Annotated in this window: 17 protein-coding genes; 9 read left to right on the top strand and 8 right to left on the bottom strand. The window is 39.8% G+C overall.

Annotated elements, in window-relative coordinates; all coding sequences use genetic code 11:
* Positions 1-67: 67 nt before the first annotated feature.
* The 4 genes from INP95_RS08730 to INP95_RS08715 all read right to left on the bottom strand — a co-directional run bounded on the left by INP95_RS08730 (position 68) and on the right by INP95_RS08715 (position 4,754).
* Positions 68-1,372 (bottom strand): sodium ion-translocating decarboxylase subunit beta, encoded by a 1,305-nt coding sequence (locus INP95_RS08730; protein WP_197560548.1) that lies wholly within the window; start codon positions 1,370-1,372, stop codon positions 68-70.
* A gap of 10 nt (positions 1,373-1,382) precedes the next feature.
* Entirely contained in the window at positions 1,383-3,173 is a 1,791-nt protein-coding gene (gene oadA, locus INP95_RS08725; protein ID WP_197560547.1) for a sodium-extruding oxaloacetate decarboxylase subunit alpha, read from the bottom strand.
* A 15-nt stretch (positions 3,174-3,188) separates the two neighbouring features.
* On the bottom strand, positions 3,189-3,455 hold the full coding sequence (locus INP95_RS08720; protein ID WP_197561042.1) for an oxaloacetate decarboxylase subunit gamma: 267 nt from the start codon (positions 3,453-3,455) through the stop codon (positions 3,189-3,191).
* Positions 3,456-3,722: 267 nt separating this feature from the next.
* Complete coding sequence (locus INP95_RS08715) at positions 3,723-4,754, bottom strand: branched-chain amino acid aminotransferase (protein WP_197560546.1); 1,032 nt, start codon at positions 4,752-4,754, stop codon at positions 3,723-3,725.
* Positions 4,755-5,236: 482 nt separating this feature from the next.
* On the opposite strand from INP95_RS08715, the gene gcvA reads away from it, so the two are divergent.
* On the top strand, positions 5,237-6,130 hold the full coding sequence (gene gcvA / locus INP95_RS08710) for a transcriptional regulator GcvA (RefSeq protein WP_197560545.1): 894 nt from the start codon (positions 5,237-5,239) through the stop codon (positions 6,128-6,130).
* On the top strand, positions 6,123-7,211 hold the full coding sequence (rlmM, locus tag INP95_RS08705) for a 23S rRNA (cytidine(2498)-2'-O)-methyltransferase RlmM (protein WP_065243526.1): 1,089 nt from the start codon (positions 6,123-6,125) through the stop codon (positions 7,209-7,211). The genes gcvA and rlmM overlap by 8 nt, the downstream gene beginning before the upstream one ends.
* A 68-nt stretch (positions 7,212-7,279) precedes the next feature.
* On the opposite strand, the gene cmoB is transcribed toward rlmM, so the two are convergent.
* Together cmoB and putP are read right to left on the bottom strand one after the other, a co-directional pair.
* Positions 7,280-8,245, bottom strand: coding sequence for a tRNA 5-methoxyuridine(34)/uridine 5-oxyacetic acid(34) synthase CmoB (cmoB, locus tag INP95_RS08700; protein ID WP_197560544.1), 966 nt, complete (start codon positions 8,243-8,245; stop codon positions 7,280-7,282).
* Positions 8,245-9,759 (bottom strand): sodium/proline symporter PutP, encoded by a 1,515-nt coding sequence (putP, locus tag INP95_RS08695; protein WP_197560543.1) that lies wholly within the window; start codon positions 9,757-9,759, stop codon positions 8,245-8,247. Before putP ends, cmoB begins: the two co-directional genes overlap by 1 nt.
* Positions 9,760-9,876: 117 nt before the next feature.
* Here putP and rng point away from each other — a divergent pair, with 117 nt between their 5' ends.
* Positions 9,877-11,352: a ribonuclease G gene (gene rng, locus INP95_RS08690; RefSeq protein WP_049373973.1), complete on the top strand. Its 1,476-nt coding sequence runs from the start codon at positions 9,877-9,879 to the stop codon at positions 11,350-11,352.
* A 155-nt stretch (positions 11,353-11,507) separates the two neighbouring features.
* Positions 11,508-12,071, top strand: coding sequence for a hypothetical protein (locus INP95_RS08685; RefSeq protein ID WP_111316093.1), 564 nt, complete (start codon positions 11,508-11,510; stop codon positions 12,069-12,071).
* A 47-nt stretch (positions 12,072-12,118) separates the two neighbouring features.
* On the opposite strand, the gene INP95_RS08680 is transcribed toward INP95_RS08685, so the two are convergent.
* On the bottom strand, positions 12,119-13,516 hold the full coding sequence (locus tag INP95_RS08680; RefSeq protein ID WP_197560542.1) for an MATE family efflux transporter: 1,398 nt from the start codon (positions 13,514-13,516) through the stop codon (positions 12,119-12,121).
* A gap of 45 nt (positions 13,517-13,561) precedes the next feature.
* Here INP95_RS08680 and INP95_RS08675 point away from each other — a divergent pair, with 45 nt between their 5' ends.
* Positions 13,562-14,182, top strand: a complete 621-nt coding sequence (locus INP95_RS08675; RefSeq protein WP_197560540.1) for a riboflavin synthase subunit alpha — start codon at positions 13,562-13,564, stop codon at positions 14,180-14,182.
* Between the two features lie 137 nt (positions 14,183-14,319).
* Positions 14,320-14,658 carry a hypothetical protein gene (locus tag INP95_RS08670; protein ID WP_197560539.1) on the top strand — a complete coding sequence of 113 codons (339 nt, stop codon included), beginning with the start codon at positions 14,320-14,322 and terminating at the stop codon, positions 14,656-14,658.
* A 145-nt stretch (positions 14,659-14,803) separates the two neighbouring features.
* On the opposite strand, the gene INP95_RS08665 is transcribed toward INP95_RS08670, so the two are convergent.
* Positions 14,804-15,409, bottom strand: coding sequence for a DedA family protein (locus INP95_RS08665; protein WP_197560537.1), 606 nt, complete (start codon positions 15,407-15,409; stop codon positions 14,804-14,806).
* A gap of 226 nt (positions 15,410-15,635) precedes the next feature.
* Between INP95_RS08665 and rplY the strand changes: the two genes are divergently transcribed.
* From rplY to accD, 3 genes are all read left to right on the top strand, one after another.
* Positions 15,636-15,923: a 50S ribosomal protein L25 gene (gene rplY / locus INP95_RS08660; RefSeq protein WP_005698823.1), complete on the top strand. Its 288-nt coding sequence runs from the start codon at positions 15,636-15,638 to the stop codon at positions 15,921-15,923.
* Between the two features lie 103 nt (positions 15,924-16,026).
* Positions 16,027-16,821: a tRNA pseudouridine(38-40) synthase TruA gene (gene truA, locus INP95_RS08655; RefSeq protein ID WP_197560534.1), complete on the top strand. Its 795-nt coding sequence runs from the start codon at positions 16,027-16,029 to the stop codon at positions 16,819-16,821.
* Positions 16,822-16,886: 65 nt separating this feature from the next.
* Positions 16,887-17,777 carry an acetyl-CoA carboxylase, carboxyltransferase subunit beta gene (accD, locus tag INP95_RS08650; protein ID WP_049372637.1) on the top strand — a complete coding sequence of 297 codons (891 nt, stop codon included), beginning with the start codon at positions 16,887-16,889 and terminating at the stop codon, positions 17,775-17,777.
* Positions 17,778-17,781: the final 4 nt, after the last annotated feature.

Raw genomic sequence — 17,781 nt, 5'->3', positions numbered from 1 at the left:
AAGAGCGGTCAAATTGACCGCTCTTTTTGTTATTTAATGAACCTCATTTAGTTTTTTCAGTTTAACATTACATCAACGTGCCGACATATTTTAACATGACCCCAGCGGCAATGGCCGAGCCAATTACACCGGCAACATTCGGTCCCATGGCGTGCATGAGTAGGAAGTTTTGATTATCCGCTTCCAATCCGATTTTGTTGGATACGCGCGCCGCCATTGGCACGGCAGATACACCGGCAGAACCTATGAGTGGGTTGATTTTATTTTTGCTGAATTTGTTCATCAATTTGGCCATTAATACACCGCTACCCGTACCGATTCCGAAAGCAATCACGCCAAGAATTAAAATACCCAGTGTTTGTGGTTGCAAGAATTTATCCGCAATCAGTTTAGATCCCACTGACAAGCCAAGCACGATGGTTACGATATTAATCAAGGCGTTTTGTGTGGTGTCGCTTAAACGTTCAACGACGCCACTCACGCGCATGAGATTACCGAAACAGAACATCCCGAGTAATGGGGCTGCATCCGGTAGGAGTAAACCAACGAGCAACAGCAAAATAACCGGGAACAAGACTTTTTCACGATTGCTCACATGACGCATTTGTGTCATGCGGATCTTGCGTTCTTCTTCGGTGGTTAATGCTTTCATAATCGGTGGCTGAATTAATGGCACTAACGCCATGTAGGAATAAGCCGCTACAGCAATGGCTCCGAGCAATTCCGGTGCGAGTTTGCTGGTGAGGTAAATCGCAGTCGGGCCGTCTGCACCACCGATAATACCGATGGACGCTGCTTGTGGGAGCGTGAATTCGATAATGCCGAAATAGTTCAATGCCAATGCACCGAGTACGGTCGCGAAAATACCGAATTGAGCAGCCGCACCAAGCAGCAACGTTTTCGGATTTGCCAATAACGGACCGAAGTCTGTCATTGCGCCTACGCCCATGAAAATTACTAACGGCGCAATGCCATAACCGATAGCCACTTTATAGAACAATGCCAAAATACCGGCGCTATAACCCATATCCACAGATAACGTTTCTAATTGATTTATCATCGATATCGGCACAGAATTTAGCGCTGTTTTAATCGCAGCAAGATCGGGTGAAACACCCAACTGAGCAGCGATTACCGCAATTTGTTCCGGTGAGCCGAGATGAAGCAAATTCTCCAATGCTGTCATGGCTAGCCCCGCTTCAGGAATATTTGACAATAATCCACCGAAACCAATTGGTAGCAACAGCAAAGGTTCAAATTTGCGCGAGATGGCAAGCCACAGCAACAGTAGGCTCACAGCGATCATTACTGCTTGTCCCCATTGCAGGTGGAATATGCCCATCCCTTTAATTAACGCAATAATACTCTCCATAGACCATTCCTTATGCTAAGGTCATCACGGTGTCACCCACCGCTACCGCATCACCAGCTTTGACGCAAATGCCACGTACGGTACCAGCCTGTGCGGCTTTCACTTCAGTTTCCATTTTCATGGCCTCGAGAATGAATAATACATCGCCAGCTGCTACGGTTTGACCTTCTGTTGCAACAACTTTCCAAATATTGCCCGCCATCGGCGCCGTTACTGGTGTGCCACTAGTTGCGGGAGCAGGAGCTGCCTGTGGCGCAGCTTGCGGAGCAGTAGTTGCGACATGAGAGATGTCACCGCCTTCGCTTACTTTCACCACAAAGGCTTTGCCTTCCAATTCCACGGTATAAACAGCAGAGCCTGAAGCAGCTGGTGCAGCTTTAGAAACAGGTTTATTTTCCACCGCACTTTCATTGCCGGTAGGGGCTGGCTCAAAGGCGGCAGGGTTGTTGCGGTTTTCTAAGAATTTCCACGCAATTTGAGGGAAGAGCGCCACGATTAAAGCATCATCCACAGCATTGTCTGCTAATTTCACGCCTTTCGCTTTAGCTTGTTCTGCAACTTCAGCTTCAATTTTCGACATTTCAGGCGCAATATGATCGGCTGGACGGTCAGTTACTGGCGCAGCGCCTTCTAATACTCGAGCTTGCAACGCACTATCTACTGGTGCAGGCGTTTTACCGTATTCACCTTTTAAAATACCAGCAGTTTCTTTGGCGATAGTTTTGTAGCGTTCGCCTGTAAGTACGTTAATGACCGATTGTGTACCAACAATTTGAGAGGTTGGTGTAACAAGAGGAATGTAGCCCAAGTCTTTGCGTACGCGTGGAATTTCTTCTAACACTAAATCTAATTTATCGGACGCATTTTGTTGTTTTAGTTGGTTTTCCAAGTTAGTAAGCATGCCGCCTGGCACTTGTGCTACTAAAATACGGCTATCTACACCGCGTAATTGGCCTTCAAATTTGGCATATTTTTTACGCACATTACGGAAATAGGCAGCAATTTTTTCCAAGCGAGGAATATCCAAACCGGTGTCATATTCAGTACCTTGTAAGGTGGCGACTAGGGATTCAGTTGCAGGGTGACCATAAGTGCCTGACATAGAAGAAATTGCCGTATCAATACCATCTACACCAGCTTCAACCGCTTTTAATAGCGCCATTTCTGCCATACCAGTAGTAGAGTGGCAGTGTAAATGCAATTCAACGTCAAAACGTTTTTTGATTTCGCGTACTAAGTCTGCAGCCGCCATTGGGTTTAAAATACCTGACATGTCTTTGATGACCAAACTGTCGATACCGATTTCAAGTAATTGTTCTGTGGTGTCGAGCCAGGTTTGCATGGTATGAACAGGGCTGGTTGTGTAACTTAATGTCCCTTGAGCATGACCACCAAATTTACGTACTGCTTGCAACGCTGCTTTCATATTACGCGGGTCATTGAGCGCATCGAATACGCGGAAAACATCCATACCATTCGCTACACAACGTTCTACGAAACGTTCTACCACGTCATCAGCATAGTGACGATAGCCTAATAGGTTCTGACCACGTAATAACATTTGTAATGGGGTTTTTGGGCAGGCTTTTTTCAATTCACGCAAACGTACCCATGGATCTTCACCCAAGAAGCGAATACAGCTATCAAATGTTGCACCGCCCCAAGCTTCCAATGACCAATAGCCAATATCGTCTAATTCATGGGCAATTGGTAACATATCATCAAGACGCAAGCGAGTTGCGAAAAGTGATTGGTGGGCATCACGAAGCACCAGTTCTGTCATTTTAATTTTTTTAGTCATAGTAAAATCCTTATGTTATTTGAACTGTTGGGTACGGCGATGGTGTGCGATAGCCGCTGCAATCACAGGACGTAAACGCTCAAAATCGTCAGTTGGTGTCGCAGAAAGTGCGGTTGAATTTGGGGAAGTTTTGGGTTCGGGTTGTGGTTCAGGAAAGAATCGATTGATAAGTTTAGACATCACTCCAATTGCCCAAATTAAAATGAGCAAAAAGACCAACACAAAACCCATCCCTGAAAACATCAGGTTAATTCCTTCGCCTATAAGCTCTGAGGGAGTCATCATTTTTCTTCCTTATTTATTTGAAAAAATGGACGATTTTATTCTAATCGATCTATTCAAATAAAACTGTGATGAAGATCATAATTTGAAATATAGGCACACAATAAAAGGGGGAAATGTGCGGTCAATTTTGAAGATATTTTGTGTGAGAAAAATATTATTAATAAGGGATATCTCAGCGTGTAAAACTAAAAGGACCAAGCCTGTAGATGACAGAACTTAGTCCTTGAATTACGTGAGTCTCACTTTTTGATGGAAAGGAAGAGATTATTCTACTTTTACAATCCAGCCTTCAGGTGCTTCAACATCACCGAATTGGATACCCGTTAATTCGTTGTAAAGTTTACGTGTGACAGGACCTACTTCAGTTTCTGAATAGAACACGTGGAATTTGCCTTTGTGTTGAATACCGCCTACTGGCGTAATCACTGCGGCAGTACCACAAGCCCCCGCTTCTGCAAATTGATCAAGTTGATCGATATACACATCACCTTCGATAGCTTCCATACCTAAACGCTCTTTTGCAATGTAAAGTAAGGAGTATTTGGTGATACTTGGTAAAATGGATTCAGATGCAGGAGTGATAAATTTATTATCTTTAGTGATACCAAAGAAGTTTGCTGCACCCACTTCTTCAATTTTAGTATGTGTTTTTGGATCGAGATAGATCGCATCTGCAAATTTACGCTCTGATGTGCTAGCCTCTGCCGCTAATTCATGTGGAAGTAAGCTTGCAGCATAGTTACCACCCACTTTTACGCCACCTGTACCCATAGGGGCAGCACGGTCGTAATCAGTCGTAATGACGTTAGATGGTGCTAAACCACCTTTGAAATAAGCGCCAACAGGGCAGCAGAATACAGAGAAAATAAATTCAGGTGCGGTTTTTACACCGATATTCGCGCCTGTACCAAAGAGGAATGGACGTAAATATAATGTTGCGCCAGATCCGTAAGGACCTAACCATTCTTGGTTTGCTTTCACCACTTCTTTACAAGCACGGATAAATAATTCTGTTGGCACTTGTGGCATTAATAAGCGATCAGAGGTGTGTTGCATGCGTTTTGCATTTTGATCAGGACGGAATAAGTTGATTGAACCGTCTTTACAACGATAGGCTTTTAAGCCTTCAAAGCATTGTTGACCGTAGTGAATTGCAGTTGAACCTTCGTGGATATGTAGCATATTATCGGTGGTGAGTTTACCTTCATCCCATTTACCATCTTTCCAATGTGCGATGAATCGGTAATCTGTTTTGATATAACTAAATCCAAGATTGTTCCAGTCTAAGTCTTTCATTTTGCTTCCTTAATTTGTATAAATAATTTTATGAATGGAAATGCAGTTAATCTACACCATTACGATAACTATGAAAACCTTTAAACACAAAAATATTGTGATTTCTCAAAATTTTTATTGGATTTTCAAATTTGTGAAGTTGGTCAGGAAATAAAATTTTGCTTATGTTAGAATGCTAAGAATAAAAAAACGCCGCTCGAAACGAGCAGCGCTTAACCAGAATGGTTTAATATATATAGGAAGTAAATGAGTAACTTAATTGTTACTCCAGCTCGGAGAACCGAACTATATGCAAACACAACATCATACTTAAGTCTGAAACTCATTAACTTGTAAGGAATTACCAATCATTAAGTATGGGTGTATTGTAGGTAGAAGGTGATGGAAGGACAAGTGATGTTTTTTTATTTGACGCATAAAAAAAACTAATCCGAATTGAACTTTTATTATTATAAACTAAAATTTAGCTGTTGGGAAGAATCATGTATAAACGTTTGCCTCCCTTGAATTCATTAAAGTCTTTCGAGTCTGCTGCACGACATTTAAGCTTCACAAAAGCGGCAGATGAACTTTTTGTGACACAAGCCGCAGTGAGCCATCAAATAAAATTATTAGAAGATTTTTTAGGTGTTGAGCTTTTTATTCGAAAAAATCGTTCGCTCGAATTGACTGAATTTGGGAAAGCCTACTTTGTTGATATTAACAAAGTGTTACGAAAATTAAATGAAGCGACTGAACGTTTATTAACGCTTAAAGCTGAGCCACATTTGGCAATTAGCGTACCACAAACCTTTGGTATTCAATGGCTTGTGCCTCATTTGAGTGATTTTAATAAACAACACCCTGAAATTGAAGTGCGCTTGAAGGGCGTGGATCAAGATGAAGGTTTATTGAATAAAGAAATTGATATTGCCATTTATTATGGCAAAGGCGATTGGGAGAACTTACAGGTTGATCGTTTAGGCGAAGAAAATCTCGTGATTTTAGCTGCACCTTCATTGCTTGAGAAAACGCCGGTGCGTTGCCCTGATGATTTGAAAAAGCATACGCTGATTCATACGCATACTCGAGATAACTGGCAAGCGATGGCGGATTATCTCAAATTAGATGATTTGAATATTCAGCAAGGTCCGTTATTTAGCCATACTTTTATGGCATTGCAAGCGGCCGTTCATGGGCAGGGTATTGCGTTAGCTAATCGTATTTTGGCTCAGCAAGAAATTGAAAACGGTCATTTGCAAATTGTGTTACCAACCGAATTGCGGGATCCAAAATCATTCTATGTGGTCAATCATTTAGATCGTTTAGATGATGAACAAATTCAAGCCTTTAGAAAATGGATTAAAGATTCAATTAAATTAGGAAAACATGAATAAATTAGCCTTATATTGTCGAATTGGCTTTGAAAAAGAAGTCGCCGCAGAAATTACTGACCGAGCCTCTGAGCGTGGTGTATTTGGTTTTGCTCGCGTAGTAGAAAACAGCGGCTATGTCATTTTTGAATGTTATCAACCGGGTGATGCAGATCGTTTAGCGCGAGAAATCCCTTTTAATCGTTTGATTTTTGCGCGTCAAATGCTCGTTGTTTCAGATCTCTTAGAAAATCTCGATCCTCAAGATCGTATCTCGCCAATTCTTGCTCAATATAAACATATTGCAGAAGACATTAATCTTAAGCAAGCGGTAGAGTTATTTGTCGAAACAGCAGATACCAATGAAGCCAAAGAGCTTTCGACATTTTGCCGAAAATTCACCGTGCCGTTACGTCAAGCGTTGAAAAAACAAGGTTGGTTACAAGGTAAGCCGAATGCAAAGCGCGGTCAGATTTTACATTGTTTTTTCACTCAGCCGAATTGCTGCTATGTAGGGTATTCTTATCTTGGCAATAACTCTACCCATTTTATGGGGATACCACGTTTGAAATTCCCAGCGGATGCGCCAAGCCGTTCAACTTTAAAATTGGAAGAAGCGATTTTAACCTTTATTCCTCGAAATGAAGAAAGTAAACGCTTAAATGAAAATATGGTTGGCGTTGATCTTGGAGCTTGCCCTGGCGGCTGGACCTATCAATTAGTGAAACGTGGTTTATTTGTGTATGCGGTCGATCACGGCAAAATGGCGGCCAGTTTGCATGATACCGGTAGAATAGAACATTGCCCAGAAGACGGATTTAAATTCCAACCACCAAAACGCAAGCATATTGATTGGCTTGTGTGTGATATGGTGGAACAACCAAGCCGCATAGCCAATTTAATCGGAAAATGGCTGATTAACGGCTGGTGCCGAGAAACCATTTTCAACTTGAAATTGCCAATGAAAAAACGTTATCAAGAAGTGATGTTGTGCCTAGAAAATCTTGCAGTGATGTTGGCAGAAAAAGAACTGGAATTTGATATTCAGGCTAAGCATTTGTATCACGATCGAGAAGAGATTACGGTGCATATTGCATTAAAATAATTAAAATAGAAAAGCAAAGAGCGGTCAAAAAAACATTGAATTTTTTGACCGCTCTTTTATTTAAGCAATTATTTATTGGCTAAAATCACTGCACGAGTTGGTGCTTGATAGCCTTCGATAGTTTTACTGTGATTATTTGGATCTAAGAAATCAATCAAACTTTCATTTTCTAACCAATCCGTTTTACGCTGTTCTTCTAATGTTGTGGTGGCGACATCCACACAACGCACATTAGTAAAGCCGACTTTTTCCAACCAATTGATGAGTGCAGCAACAGAAGGAATAAAATATACGTTTTTCATTTTGGCATAGCGATCTGAAGGCACTAATACCGTATTCACATCGCCATCAACCACTAAGGTTTCTAAGACGAGCTCGCCACCTTTTACTAATTGATTTTTTAGTTGAGTGAGGTGATCGAGCGGTGATTTACGATGATAAAGCACACCCATTGAGAATACCGTATCAAATGCCGCAAGTGATTGCATTTCTTCAATGCCTAATGGGATTAAGTTAGCTCGTCGATCATTATTTAATAATTTTCGAACGGCCTCAAATTGGCAAAGGAAAAGTTCGGTTGGATCAATACCCACCACCATTTTTGCACCTTCACCAACCATTCGCCACATATGGTAACCGCTACCGCAGCCCACATCTAAAATGGTACGATCTTTTAATGGTGCAAGATGAGGCAAAACACGATCCCATTTGAAATCAGAACGCCATTCGCAATCTACATGAATATCAAATAAATGATAAGGTCCTTTTCGCCATGGCATCAATTGCTTTAAATGGTGGATAATGCGTTGTTTTTCACCCTCTGAAAGTGGGGAAGTGCGGTCAGATTTCACGGCATTTTTTAAATCAATAATATCTGCCTGCAAATCAGGGAGAAAATCCACGATTTTTGACCATTTGGCATAATCACCATGGGTTTGTTTTTCCCATTCTTTTAACTGCAAAGGCAACGTTTCTAGCCAAGCAGATAAATTGGTGGTGGCAATTTGCTGATAAAAAGGACGAAAATCAATCATTATTTTGCTTCCTTATAAGCTTTTTCGGCTTTCTCAAAGGTTTCTTTAACTTCATTTTCCGGTTCTCCAGACAGAAGAGAAACCACAATAATTGCTAGGCTAGCGAGAGCAAATCCAGGGATCATTTCATAAACATTAAACCACTCACTGGTTTTAGGAATGACGGATTTCCAAGCAAATACGACAACTGCGCCGACAACCATGCCAGCCATCGCCGCTGATGAAGTCATGCGTTTCCAGAATAAGGAGAAAAGCACCACAGGACCAAATGCAGAACCAAACCCAGCCCAGGCAAATTCAACGAGTTTTAGTACTTTGCTGTTTTCATCTTGCGCAATCCAAATGGCGATAGCGGCAATAACTAAAACCATTGCACGACCTAACCAAACTAATTCTTTTTCAGCGGCTTTTGGGCGAATAAACCCTTTATAAAAATCTTCAGTAATAGAGCTTGAAGAAATTAATAATTGTGCAGAAAGTGTGCTCATTACTGCTGCTAAAATCGCAGAAAGTAGAATACCAGCAATCCATGGATTAAAGAGCAATTTAGCCAATTCAATAAAGACTTGTTCTGGTTCATTATTTACCAAGCCAGCCACATTGGGGTTAGCAAAGAAATAAGGAATCCCGAAGAAACCGATACCAATCGCACCGGCGAGGCAAATCACCATCCATGTCATACTGATGCGGCGTGCTTTAATGAGAGATTTCACCGAGTAAGCGGCCATAAAACGCGCAAGAATATGCGGTTGACCAAAATAACCTAATCCCCAAGCCGCCAAACTTAATAAACCTAATGGCGTGGTAGAACTAAATAAATCGGTAAAGTCTTTATTCGCTGAGATTTCAGCTTGATGTAGCACTTCTGTAAATTGTGATGTATCACCCAAACTTAAACAGATGAAGAGCGGCGTTAAAATCAGTGCAAAAATCATCAATGTAGCTTGAATGGTATCTGTCCAACTTACGGCTAAAAAACCACCGATAAAAGTATAAATAATCGTTGCTAATGCACCGTACCAAATGGCGGTGGAGTAGTCGACAGAGAATAGGTTTTGGAATAATTTCGCCCCTGCAACCACACCAGAACCACAATAAATAGTGAAGAATACCAGGATGATTGTTGCAGACACAATTTTTAAGAGATTATGTGATGTGCCAAAGCGATGGTGGAAATATTCTGGTAATGTGAGCGCATTGTTGTTAAATTCGGTATAAATCCGTAAACGACCAGCCACGAGTAACCAGTTAAAATAAGCCCCGAAGATTAAACCAATGGCGATCCAACCTTCTACTAAACCAGATACATATACTGCACCAGGCAAGCCCATTAATAGCCAGCCTGACATATCAGATGCGCCAGCAGACATGGCTGTCACAAAACTTCCGAGTTTACGGCCACCTAAAATGTAATCGGATAAGTTGTTTGTATAATAATAGGCAAGGACACCGATTAAAATCATGCCGAAAATATAAATACTAAAAGTAATAAGTGTTGGGTCTAAACCAAACATTAAGTACCTCAAAAAAAGTCATGAAAATTTGAGAAAGGTCATATTTTACCTTATTTGGGTCTATTATTCTATTTTCCTTTTCGATAGACTTATACCATTAAAACTAAGGTCGAAAAAATGGATTCTGTTGAATTATTAATGAATGTTACGCCCAATGAAACTCGCGTTGCGTTGGTGGAAACGGGCGTTTTAAAAGAAGTTCATATTGAACGTCAAGCCAAACGTGGCATCGTGGGGAATATCTATAAAGGACGAGTAACCCGTGTTTTACCGGGAATGCAGTCCGCATTTGTGGATATCGGTTTAGAAAAAGCCGCATTTTTACACGCTTCCGATATTGTTTCACATACCGAATGTGTGGATGTGAACGAGCAAAAGCAATTCCGAGCAAAAAGCATTTCTGAACTCGTACGCGAAGGGCAGGATATCGTAGTCCAAGTGGTAAAAGATCCTTTGGGCACTAAAGGTGCAAGATTAACTACCGATATTACATTACCTTCTCGTTATCTCGTCTTTATGCCAGAAAATAGCCATGTTGGTGTCTCGCAACGTATTGAAAGCGAAGAAGAACGCGCAAGACTAAAAGCGTTAGTTGAGCCTTTTTGTGATGAGTTAGGCGGCTTTATTATTCGTACTGCTACCGAAGGTGCAACAGAAGAAGAATTGCATCAAGATGCAGAATTTTTAAAACGTTTATGGCGTAAAGTGCTTGAGCGTAAAGGCAAATATCCAACCCGTTCTAAAATTTATGGCGAGCCTGCATTACCACAGCGTATTTTACGTGATTTTATCGGCGCCAATTTAGAGAAAATTCATATCGATTCCAAACTTTGTTTTAACGAAGTGAAAGAATTTACCGATGAATTTATGCCTGAATTGAGTGAAAAATTAATGCTTTATACGGGCAGTCAGCCGATTTTTGATATTTATGGCGTAGAACGTGGTATTCAAAATGCCTTAGAGAAACGCGTGAATTTAAAATCAGGCGGCTATCTCATTATTGAGCAAACCGAAGCCATGACGACCATTGATATCAATACGGGAGCATTCGTTGGTCATCGAAATTTAGATGAAACCATTTTTAACACCAATATTGAAGCCACTAAAGCTATTGCTCAGCAGCTACAACTACGTAATTTAGGCGGTATTATCATTATTGATTTTATTGATATGCAAACCGATGAGCATCGCAATCGCGTGATTGAATCCTTGGAAGAGGCTCTATCGAAAGATCGCGTAAAAACCAATGTAAATGGCTTTACTCAACTTGGCCTAGTGGAAATGACGCGTAAACGTACTCGCGAAAGTTTAGAGCATGTATTGTGTGATGAATGCCCAACTTGTCAAGGTCGTGGACGTGTGAAAACCGTCGAAACAGTATGTTACGAAATTATGCGAGAGATCATTCGTGTTAACCACTTATTCTCGAGTGAACAATTTGTGGTTTATGCCTCTCCAGCCGTGGCAGATTACTTAATCAAAGAAGAATCGCACGGTTTATTGCCAGAGATAGAAATGTTCATTAGCAAACAAGTTCAAGTTAAAACCGAGCAGTACTACAACCAAGAACAGTTTGATGTGGTGGTGATGTAAAAGACAAAAGTGCGGTTAAATTCGACCGCACTTTTTATGTTATCAAATTTTGATGGGACACACTTCTTAGTGTGTCACGTTGTAAGTAATCCGAATAATAAATTAAATAAGTACTTAATCTAATTGATATAGAATGGCGAATTTTGAGGCATTATATGGCGAGTAACTCTTGGTATGAAGATTATAAAAAAACATTAGATAAAAATGATATTTTATTTTCTGAAGATGAGATAGAAAAAGTATTCAATAACTATAAGTACTTAATTAACTTTGATAAAGAAGAGTATAATTATGACAATTTTAGGAAGTATAAATTTATAGAGTTTCTAGATGATGATTATTCCGATGAGTGTAGAACTGATTTATATATATCTGGATTCCTTAAAGAATTCGATTGTTTGTACGCTATTCCTGTAGTCTTTAGTTATGATGATTTAAATCATATAAAAAATGAAAACATCCCACCTATTGCTATGAAATCACGTTCAAACAATAGATTTTTTAAAAAATGTGTAGGGTCATTAATCTCATACTATAGTGGTGAGTTCGTTATTTTTTCTGAGGATTTCTCATCATTTCTTATAGCTAAACCTGGTCATTATTTTATTAAAAGCACAGATAAGAAAAATTATTGTTGGAATGATGTACTTTTAGATAAATATGAATTTTATGACTATGACCGAAATGTATTACTGGGATTTGCTAAAGTATTTAAATAGATAGAAGACAAAAGTGCGGTCAATTTTGACCGCACTTTTTACTTTAACTACTTCAATCTTTCTAACTGTTGAATAATGGTTTCATCAGGTTGTGATTGGATTTTTCGCATACGCATAAAGAGTAAAGCCGCAGCAATGGTTAATGCAATGATAAAGGCAACCCAGAAACCTCTTGCGCCGATGCTTGGAACAATCCAATCCGTGCGGGAAAGAATATAACCAACAGGGATACCTACGCCCCAATAGGCAAGTAATGTGATGTAGAGAATAATTTTAGTGTCTTTATAGCCACGTAAAATACCGCTCACGACGACTTGTACTGAATCTGAAAATTGATAAATCGCAGCCATCGCTAATAAGCTGCCAGATAGAGCAATAACGGTGGCATTATCGCCGACAATTAATGCAGCGATTTCTGCACTAAATATCCAAATCACCAACGCCAATACACTTGCCGCAATCAAGCCAAGAATAATAGCCGCGTGAGCCATGATTTTGGCTTTTTGTGGTGCATGGTTACCCAGTTCTTGCGCCACTAAAATGGTTGCCGCCATGGCAATAGACATGGGGAACATAAAGGCTACGGCACTGGTGTTTAAGGCAATTTGGTGGCTGGCGACCACATCTGCACCTAATGGGGAAAGTAATAAACTACTTAAGGCAAACAGTGAGACTTCACTGCACAGCGCAATAGCAATAGGCAAGCCAAGTGCGGTCAATTTTTTCAGCGTTTTGATATCTGGCTTTTCAATAATCTTTTCAAAGACTTTCAAACTACGTTCATTATAGTTTTTGGCAGAATAGGTAATCATCAAGATTGCCATTGCCCAGTTGACAATAGCCGTTGCTACACCACAACCGACACCGCCTAATGCAGGCGCACCAAATTTGCCGTAAATAAACATATAATTCAGCGGAATGTTTAGCATTAACCCCATGAAGGTAATCACCATGGCAGGTTTTGTTTTGGCAATGCCATCATTCAAACAGCGGAAATTAATCAGCAATAAATAGGCAGGCAAGCCCCACACCATCGCACGCAAATAGTTCATCGTCACATCAGCCATGTGGGCATCCATATTCATAAACTGTAATATGAAATCATTATGATAGATGATGAGTGCTAGGGGAATCATCACTAAAAATGAAATCCAAAGGCCTTGTCTTACTTGATGAGCAATGCGATGGCGTTGTCCAGATCCATTTAAATAGGAAATTGTTGGTGGCAAGGCGAGTAATAATCCTTGCCCGAAAAGTACCAAAGGTAGCCAAATGGAGGCACCAATACCGACACCACCGACATCAGCCGAGCTCACACGTCCTGCCATAATCACATCCACGGTGCCCATGCCTGTTTGAGCTAACTGAGCAAGCCCGATAGGTGTCGCAATTCGGATAAGTTTTTGAATATCAATACGGTATTGAGAAAAAAGACGAGAATTCATAAATTTTGCTATAATATTGGAAAAATTTTTAATAAAGGAATAATAATGTTTACGGGTATTGTACAGGGCATCGCCCAAATTCATGAAATTAAAGACAGTGATAATTTTAGAACACAGATCGTAAAATTACCAGCTGAAATGCGAAAAGGCTTAGAAATCGGCGCATCAGTAGCGAATAACGGTGTATGCTTAACCGTGACTGACATTCATGATGATCTTGTGAGCTTTGACTTAATGCAGGAAACCTTGCGCATCACGAATCTCGGCAGTTTAAAAGCAGGGGATTTTGTCAATATCGAACGCGCAATGCAAATGGGGGCTGAAATTGGCGGGCATATTTTATCTGGTCACGTTTATTGTACAGCAAGCGTTTCACAAATTATCGAAAGCGAAAACAATCGTCAGGTTTGGTTTAAATTGCCCAATAAAGACGTGATGAAATATATTCTAACAAAAGGATTTATTGCGATTGACGGCATCAGTCTTACTATTGGTGAAGTGAAAGACGATGAATTCTGCGTGAATTTAATTCCTGAAACCTTACACCGAACACTTATCGGTAAACGACAAATTAGCGATTTAGTGAATATTGAAATCGATCCGCAAACACAAGCGATTGTGGATACGGTGGAACGGTATTTGAAGGGAAGAAATTTGATTATTTGAGTTTAGTTGTTAATAAAGAGAGCCTTAAAAGCGACTCCCATGATAAAATCTGATTCAAATCAAGTAATGATTATGAGATAGATGAACATACGAATAATCGTAAAAAATACTACTATAGGATATACGAGGAGAATAATGTGATAAAAAAATTTTATGATTTTTTTAAAAATATATTAAGTGAATCAGAAGAAACAGTATCTAATCCATTTATTCACTATCCCTCTGAGGCCAAGAGTTTTGATGAATTTAACCACAAAAATGAAGTAGAATTGGTGGGTGATCAAAAAAATGAATTACTGGATACTATTGAAATAAATCCAGCTACAGGACTCCCTTCTTACGGTGGTGTAGATGTATTAGGTAATCCTATCGGAACAGATTTTAATAGCTCTATTGATACATCTTTTCATGATTTAGGAAGTCCTTTTAATAGTGATTTTGGAAGTTCCTTTGACAATGATTTTCATAATAATTAACTCAGAAAAATATATTAAAAGATAGACAAGGTATTTGTGAGAGGTTAATAGAATCGTTTAGAGAAACAAAAAACGCTTAATAAAATTATTAAGCGTTTTTTTATTGACGAAAATTTATAAAATTTTGACCGCACTTTATAGGAAATTATTTAGCCTGTTTCTTCGCTTTTTTCCATTTCCAAAATAGGTACAGAGCTAAAACACCGATCAGGATATAAATCACGAGTTGGCCTTTTTTAATTTGCTCGTGTAACCAATCTAAGTTTTTCGCACCAAATTCGCCAAGGTAAACCCAAATTGGCACAGAAATAATCGCGGCACAGAAATCAATGAATACAAAGCGAGTGTAGCTGACACGGCGGGTGATGCCTGAAACCATATAAATTGGTGCGCGTAATCCTGGAAGGAAACGAGCCACAAATAAAACACGGTTGCCGTATTGGGCAAATTTTTCACGCACCATTTTGAGGCGTTCTAATGTGATGATTTTACGCATTGGGCGGAAACGTAAAATACGCGTTCCGTAAATGCGACCAAGCCAGTACATGGTTGAATCGCCGGCAAGTACGCCAATCATACTCACGACTAACATTAAGTGGGAATTGACGCTTTCAGGATAGAGGCCAGCGATTACACCGCCGGATACAAGTGTGATATCTTCTGGAATAGGTATACCAAAACCACAAATAATAAGAACAAATAGCACCGCCCAATAACCGTAATCGGTAAAAAAGCTGATAAGAAATTCCATTTGAAACCCACTTACAATCAGTTAGTTAAAATTAATTAAAAATTGGGGCTTATTTTAATCGCTTTGCCTTGAAAAGCCTAGAAAAAAATTGCTGTGTAAATTTGCATTGTGGGGCTGAATATTTTATAATCCGTCGCTCTCAAAGTTTGTCTTTGAGCAAATTTAGGAAAATTGCTGGGTCGCCTGCAATTTTTTATTTTAAACTTTTAATCAAGAGAACATTAAAATGGCATTTAAATTTAACGCTGAAGTTCGTCAAGCGCAAGGTAAGGGTGCGAGCCGCCGCCTGCGTCACAACGGTCAAATCCCTGCAATCATTTATGGTGGCAGCGAAGCACCTGTTTCAATCATCTTAAATCACGATGAATTAAACAACGCACAAGCTCACGATTCTTTCTATAGCGATGTAATCACTTTAGTGGTTGAAGGTAAAGAAGTTGCAGTGAAAGTTCAAGCAATGCAACGTCACCCATTCAAACCAAAATTGGTTCACATTGACTTCAAACGTGCTTAATTTTTAGCTTGTGATAAGAACACCAATAATGATGAGTTATTGGTGTTTTTTCTTTTTGGGCAAAGTGCGGTCAAATTTGAAATCATTTTAGGAGTATTTTCCAATGAAGATAGCCTTAGGCATTGAATATAACGGAAAACAGTATTGTGGCTGGCAGCGACAAGAGAAAGTGCGTAGCGTACAAGAAGAATTAGAAAAAGCGTTATCTTTCGTGGCAAATGAAAAAATTGAAGTGTTTTGTGCGGGCAGAACAGACTCTGGAGTACATGGCACAGGACAAGTTGTGCATTTTGAGACTACCGCGGTTCGGCCTGAAAAAGCATGGGCATTTGGGACCAATGCGAATTTGCCTGATGATATTTCAGTGAGTTGGGCAAAAGTGGTGGATGATGAATTTCATGCCCGTTTTTCGGCAACCGCGCGTCGCTATCGTTATATTTTGTATTGTAATAAATTGCGTTCAGCCATTTTGCCGGAAGGAATTACCCATTGCCATTTAGATTTAGACGAAAAGAAAATGCACCAAGCTGGGCAGTTTTTATTGGGCGAAAATGATTTTTCTTCTTTCCGTGCGGCACAATGTCAATCGAATACGCCTTGGCGAAATGTGCATCATTTAAATGTGGTGCGAAAAGGGCAGTACATTATTGTGGATATTCAAGCCAATGCCTTTGTACATCATATGGTACGCAACATTGTGGGAAGCCTGATTGAAGTTGGTGCCAGCAATCAACCTGTTGAGTGGATAAAATGGTTGTTAGAGCAAAAAGATCGCAAATTAGCGGCTCCAACAGCGAAACCCGAAGGCTTATATTTAGTCAATGTCATTTACCCTGAAAAATTTGCGATTCCACAGAAAAATTTAGGACCGTTGTTTTTAGAAGATAATCTCATCTGACTAGCAAATTTCGCTAAATTATGATTAAATACGCAAACTTTTCTAGTTAATAAAAAAGGTAAAAAATGAGCTGGATTGATAGAATTTTTAGCAAAGGAACCTCTTCCTCTGCATCACGTAAAGCTAACGTACCAGAAGGGGTTTGGACAAAATGTACCTCTTGTGAACAAGTTCTTTACGGTGAAGAAGTAAAACGTAATTTGTATGTTTGTCCAAAGTGCGGTCATCATATGCGTATTGATGCTCGTGAGCGCCTTTTAGCCTTGTTAGATGAAGGGTCAAGCCAAGAATTATCGGCTGATTTAGAACCAAAAGATATTCTTAAATTTAAAGATTTAAAAAAATATAAAGATCGTATTTCTGCAGCTCAAAAAGAAACGGGCGAAAAAGATGCGTTAATCACAATGACAGGTACACTTTACAATATGCCGATTGTTGTTGCTGCTTCAAACTTTAGCTTCATGGGTGGCTCAATGGGATCGGTTGTGGGTGCAAAATTTGTGAAAGCAGCAGAAAAAGCAATGGAATTAAATTGTCCGTTTGTTTGTTTCTCTGCAAGTGGTGGTGCACGTATGCAAGAAGCACTTTTCTCCTTAATGCAAATGGCAAAAACTAGTGCAGTATTAGCAAAAATGCGTGAAAAAGGTGTGCCGTTTATTTCCGTATTAACGGATCCGACATTAGGTGGTGTATCTGCAAGTTTTGCGATGCTAGGTGATGTGAACATTGCTGAACCAAAAGCATTAATCGGTTTTGCAGGCCCACGTGTTATTGAACAAACCGTACGTGAAAAATTACCAGAAGGCTTCCAACGTAGTGAATTCTTACTCGAGAAAGGGGCGATTGATATGATTGTGAAACGTTCAGAAATGCGTTCAACCCTTGGAAACCTTTTGAGCAAACTCACCAATCAACCTTCACCTTTTGTTGAAGTAGAAGTTGTTGAACATGAGTAATACA

The sequence above is a fragment of the Haemophilus parainfluenzae genome (genome assembly GCF_014931375.1).
Classification (GTDB): Bacteria; Pseudomonadota; Gammaproteobacteria; order Enterobacterales; family Pasteurellaceae; genus Haemophilus_D.
The sequence above is the reverse complement of the archived record's forward strand: the minus strand, read 5'-3'. Positions and strand labels throughout refer to the sequence as shown.

What these genes read in the sequence shown, in the direction of transcription:
- truA (WP_197560534.1), top strand. Translation starts at nt 16,027, where the DNA reads ATGAAGATAGCCTTAGGCATTGAATATAACGGAAAACAGTATTGTGGC.
- putP (WP_197560543.1), bottom strand. Translation starts at nt 9,759, where the DNA reads ATGTTTGGTTTAGACCCAACACTTATTACTTTTAGTATTTATATTTTC.
- INP95_RS08730 (WP_197560548.1), bottom strand. Translation starts at nt 1,372, where the DNA reads ATGGAGAGTATTATTGCGTTAATTAAAGGGATGGGCATATTCCACCTG.
- INP95_RS08675 (WP_197560540.1), top strand. Translation starts at nt 13,562, where the DNA reads ATGTTTACGGGTATTGTACAGGGCATCGCCCAAATTCATGAAATTAAA.
- rlmM (WP_065243526.1), top strand. Translation starts at nt 6,123, where the DNA reads ATGAATAAATTAGCCTTATATTGTCGAATTGGCTTTGAAAAAGAAGTC.
- rplY (WP_005698823.1), top strand. Translation starts at nt 15,636, where the DNA reads ATGGCATTTAAATTTAACGCTGAAGTTCGTCAAGCGCAAGGTAAGGGT.
- gcvA (WP_197560545.1), top strand. Translation starts at nt 5,237, where the DNA reads ATGTATAAACGTTTGCCTCCCTTGAATTCATTAAAGTCTTTCGAGTCT.
- cmoB (WP_197560544.1), bottom strand. Translation starts at nt 8,245, where the DNA reads ATGATTGATTTTCGTCCTTTTTATCAGCAAATTGCCACCACCAATTTA.
- oadA (WP_197560547.1), bottom strand. Translation starts at nt 3,173, where the DNA reads ATGACTAAAAAAATTAAAATGACAGAACTGGTGCTTCGTGATGCCCAC.
- INP95_RS08715 (WP_197560546.1), bottom strand. Translation starts at nt 4,754, where the DNA reads ATGAAAGACTTAGACTGGAACAATCTTGGATTTAGTTATATCAAAACA.
- rng (WP_049373973.1), top strand. Translation starts at nt 9,877, where the DNA reads ATGGATTCTGTTGAATTATTAATGAATGTTACGCCCAATGAAACTCGC.
- INP95_RS08685 (WP_111316093.1), top strand. Translation starts at nt 11,508, where the DNA reads ATGGCGAGTAACTCTTGGTATGAAGATTATAAAAAAACATTAGATAAA.
- INP95_RS08720 (WP_197561042.1), bottom strand. Translation starts at nt 3,455, where the DNA reads ATGACTCCCTCAGAGCTTATAGGCGAAGGAATTAACCTGATGTTTTCA.
- INP95_RS08665 (WP_197560537.1), bottom strand. Translation starts at nt 15,409, where the DNA reads ATGGAATTTCTTATCAGCTTTTTTACCGATTACGGTTATTGGGCGGTG.
- accD (WP_049372637.1), top strand. Translation starts at nt 16,887, where the DNA reads ATGAGCTGGATTGATAGAATTTTTAGCAAAGGAACCTCTTCCTCTGCA.
- INP95_RS08680 (WP_197560542.1), bottom strand. Translation starts at nt 13,516, where the DNA reads ATGAATTCTCGTCTTTTTTCTCAATACCGTATTGATATTCAAAAACTT.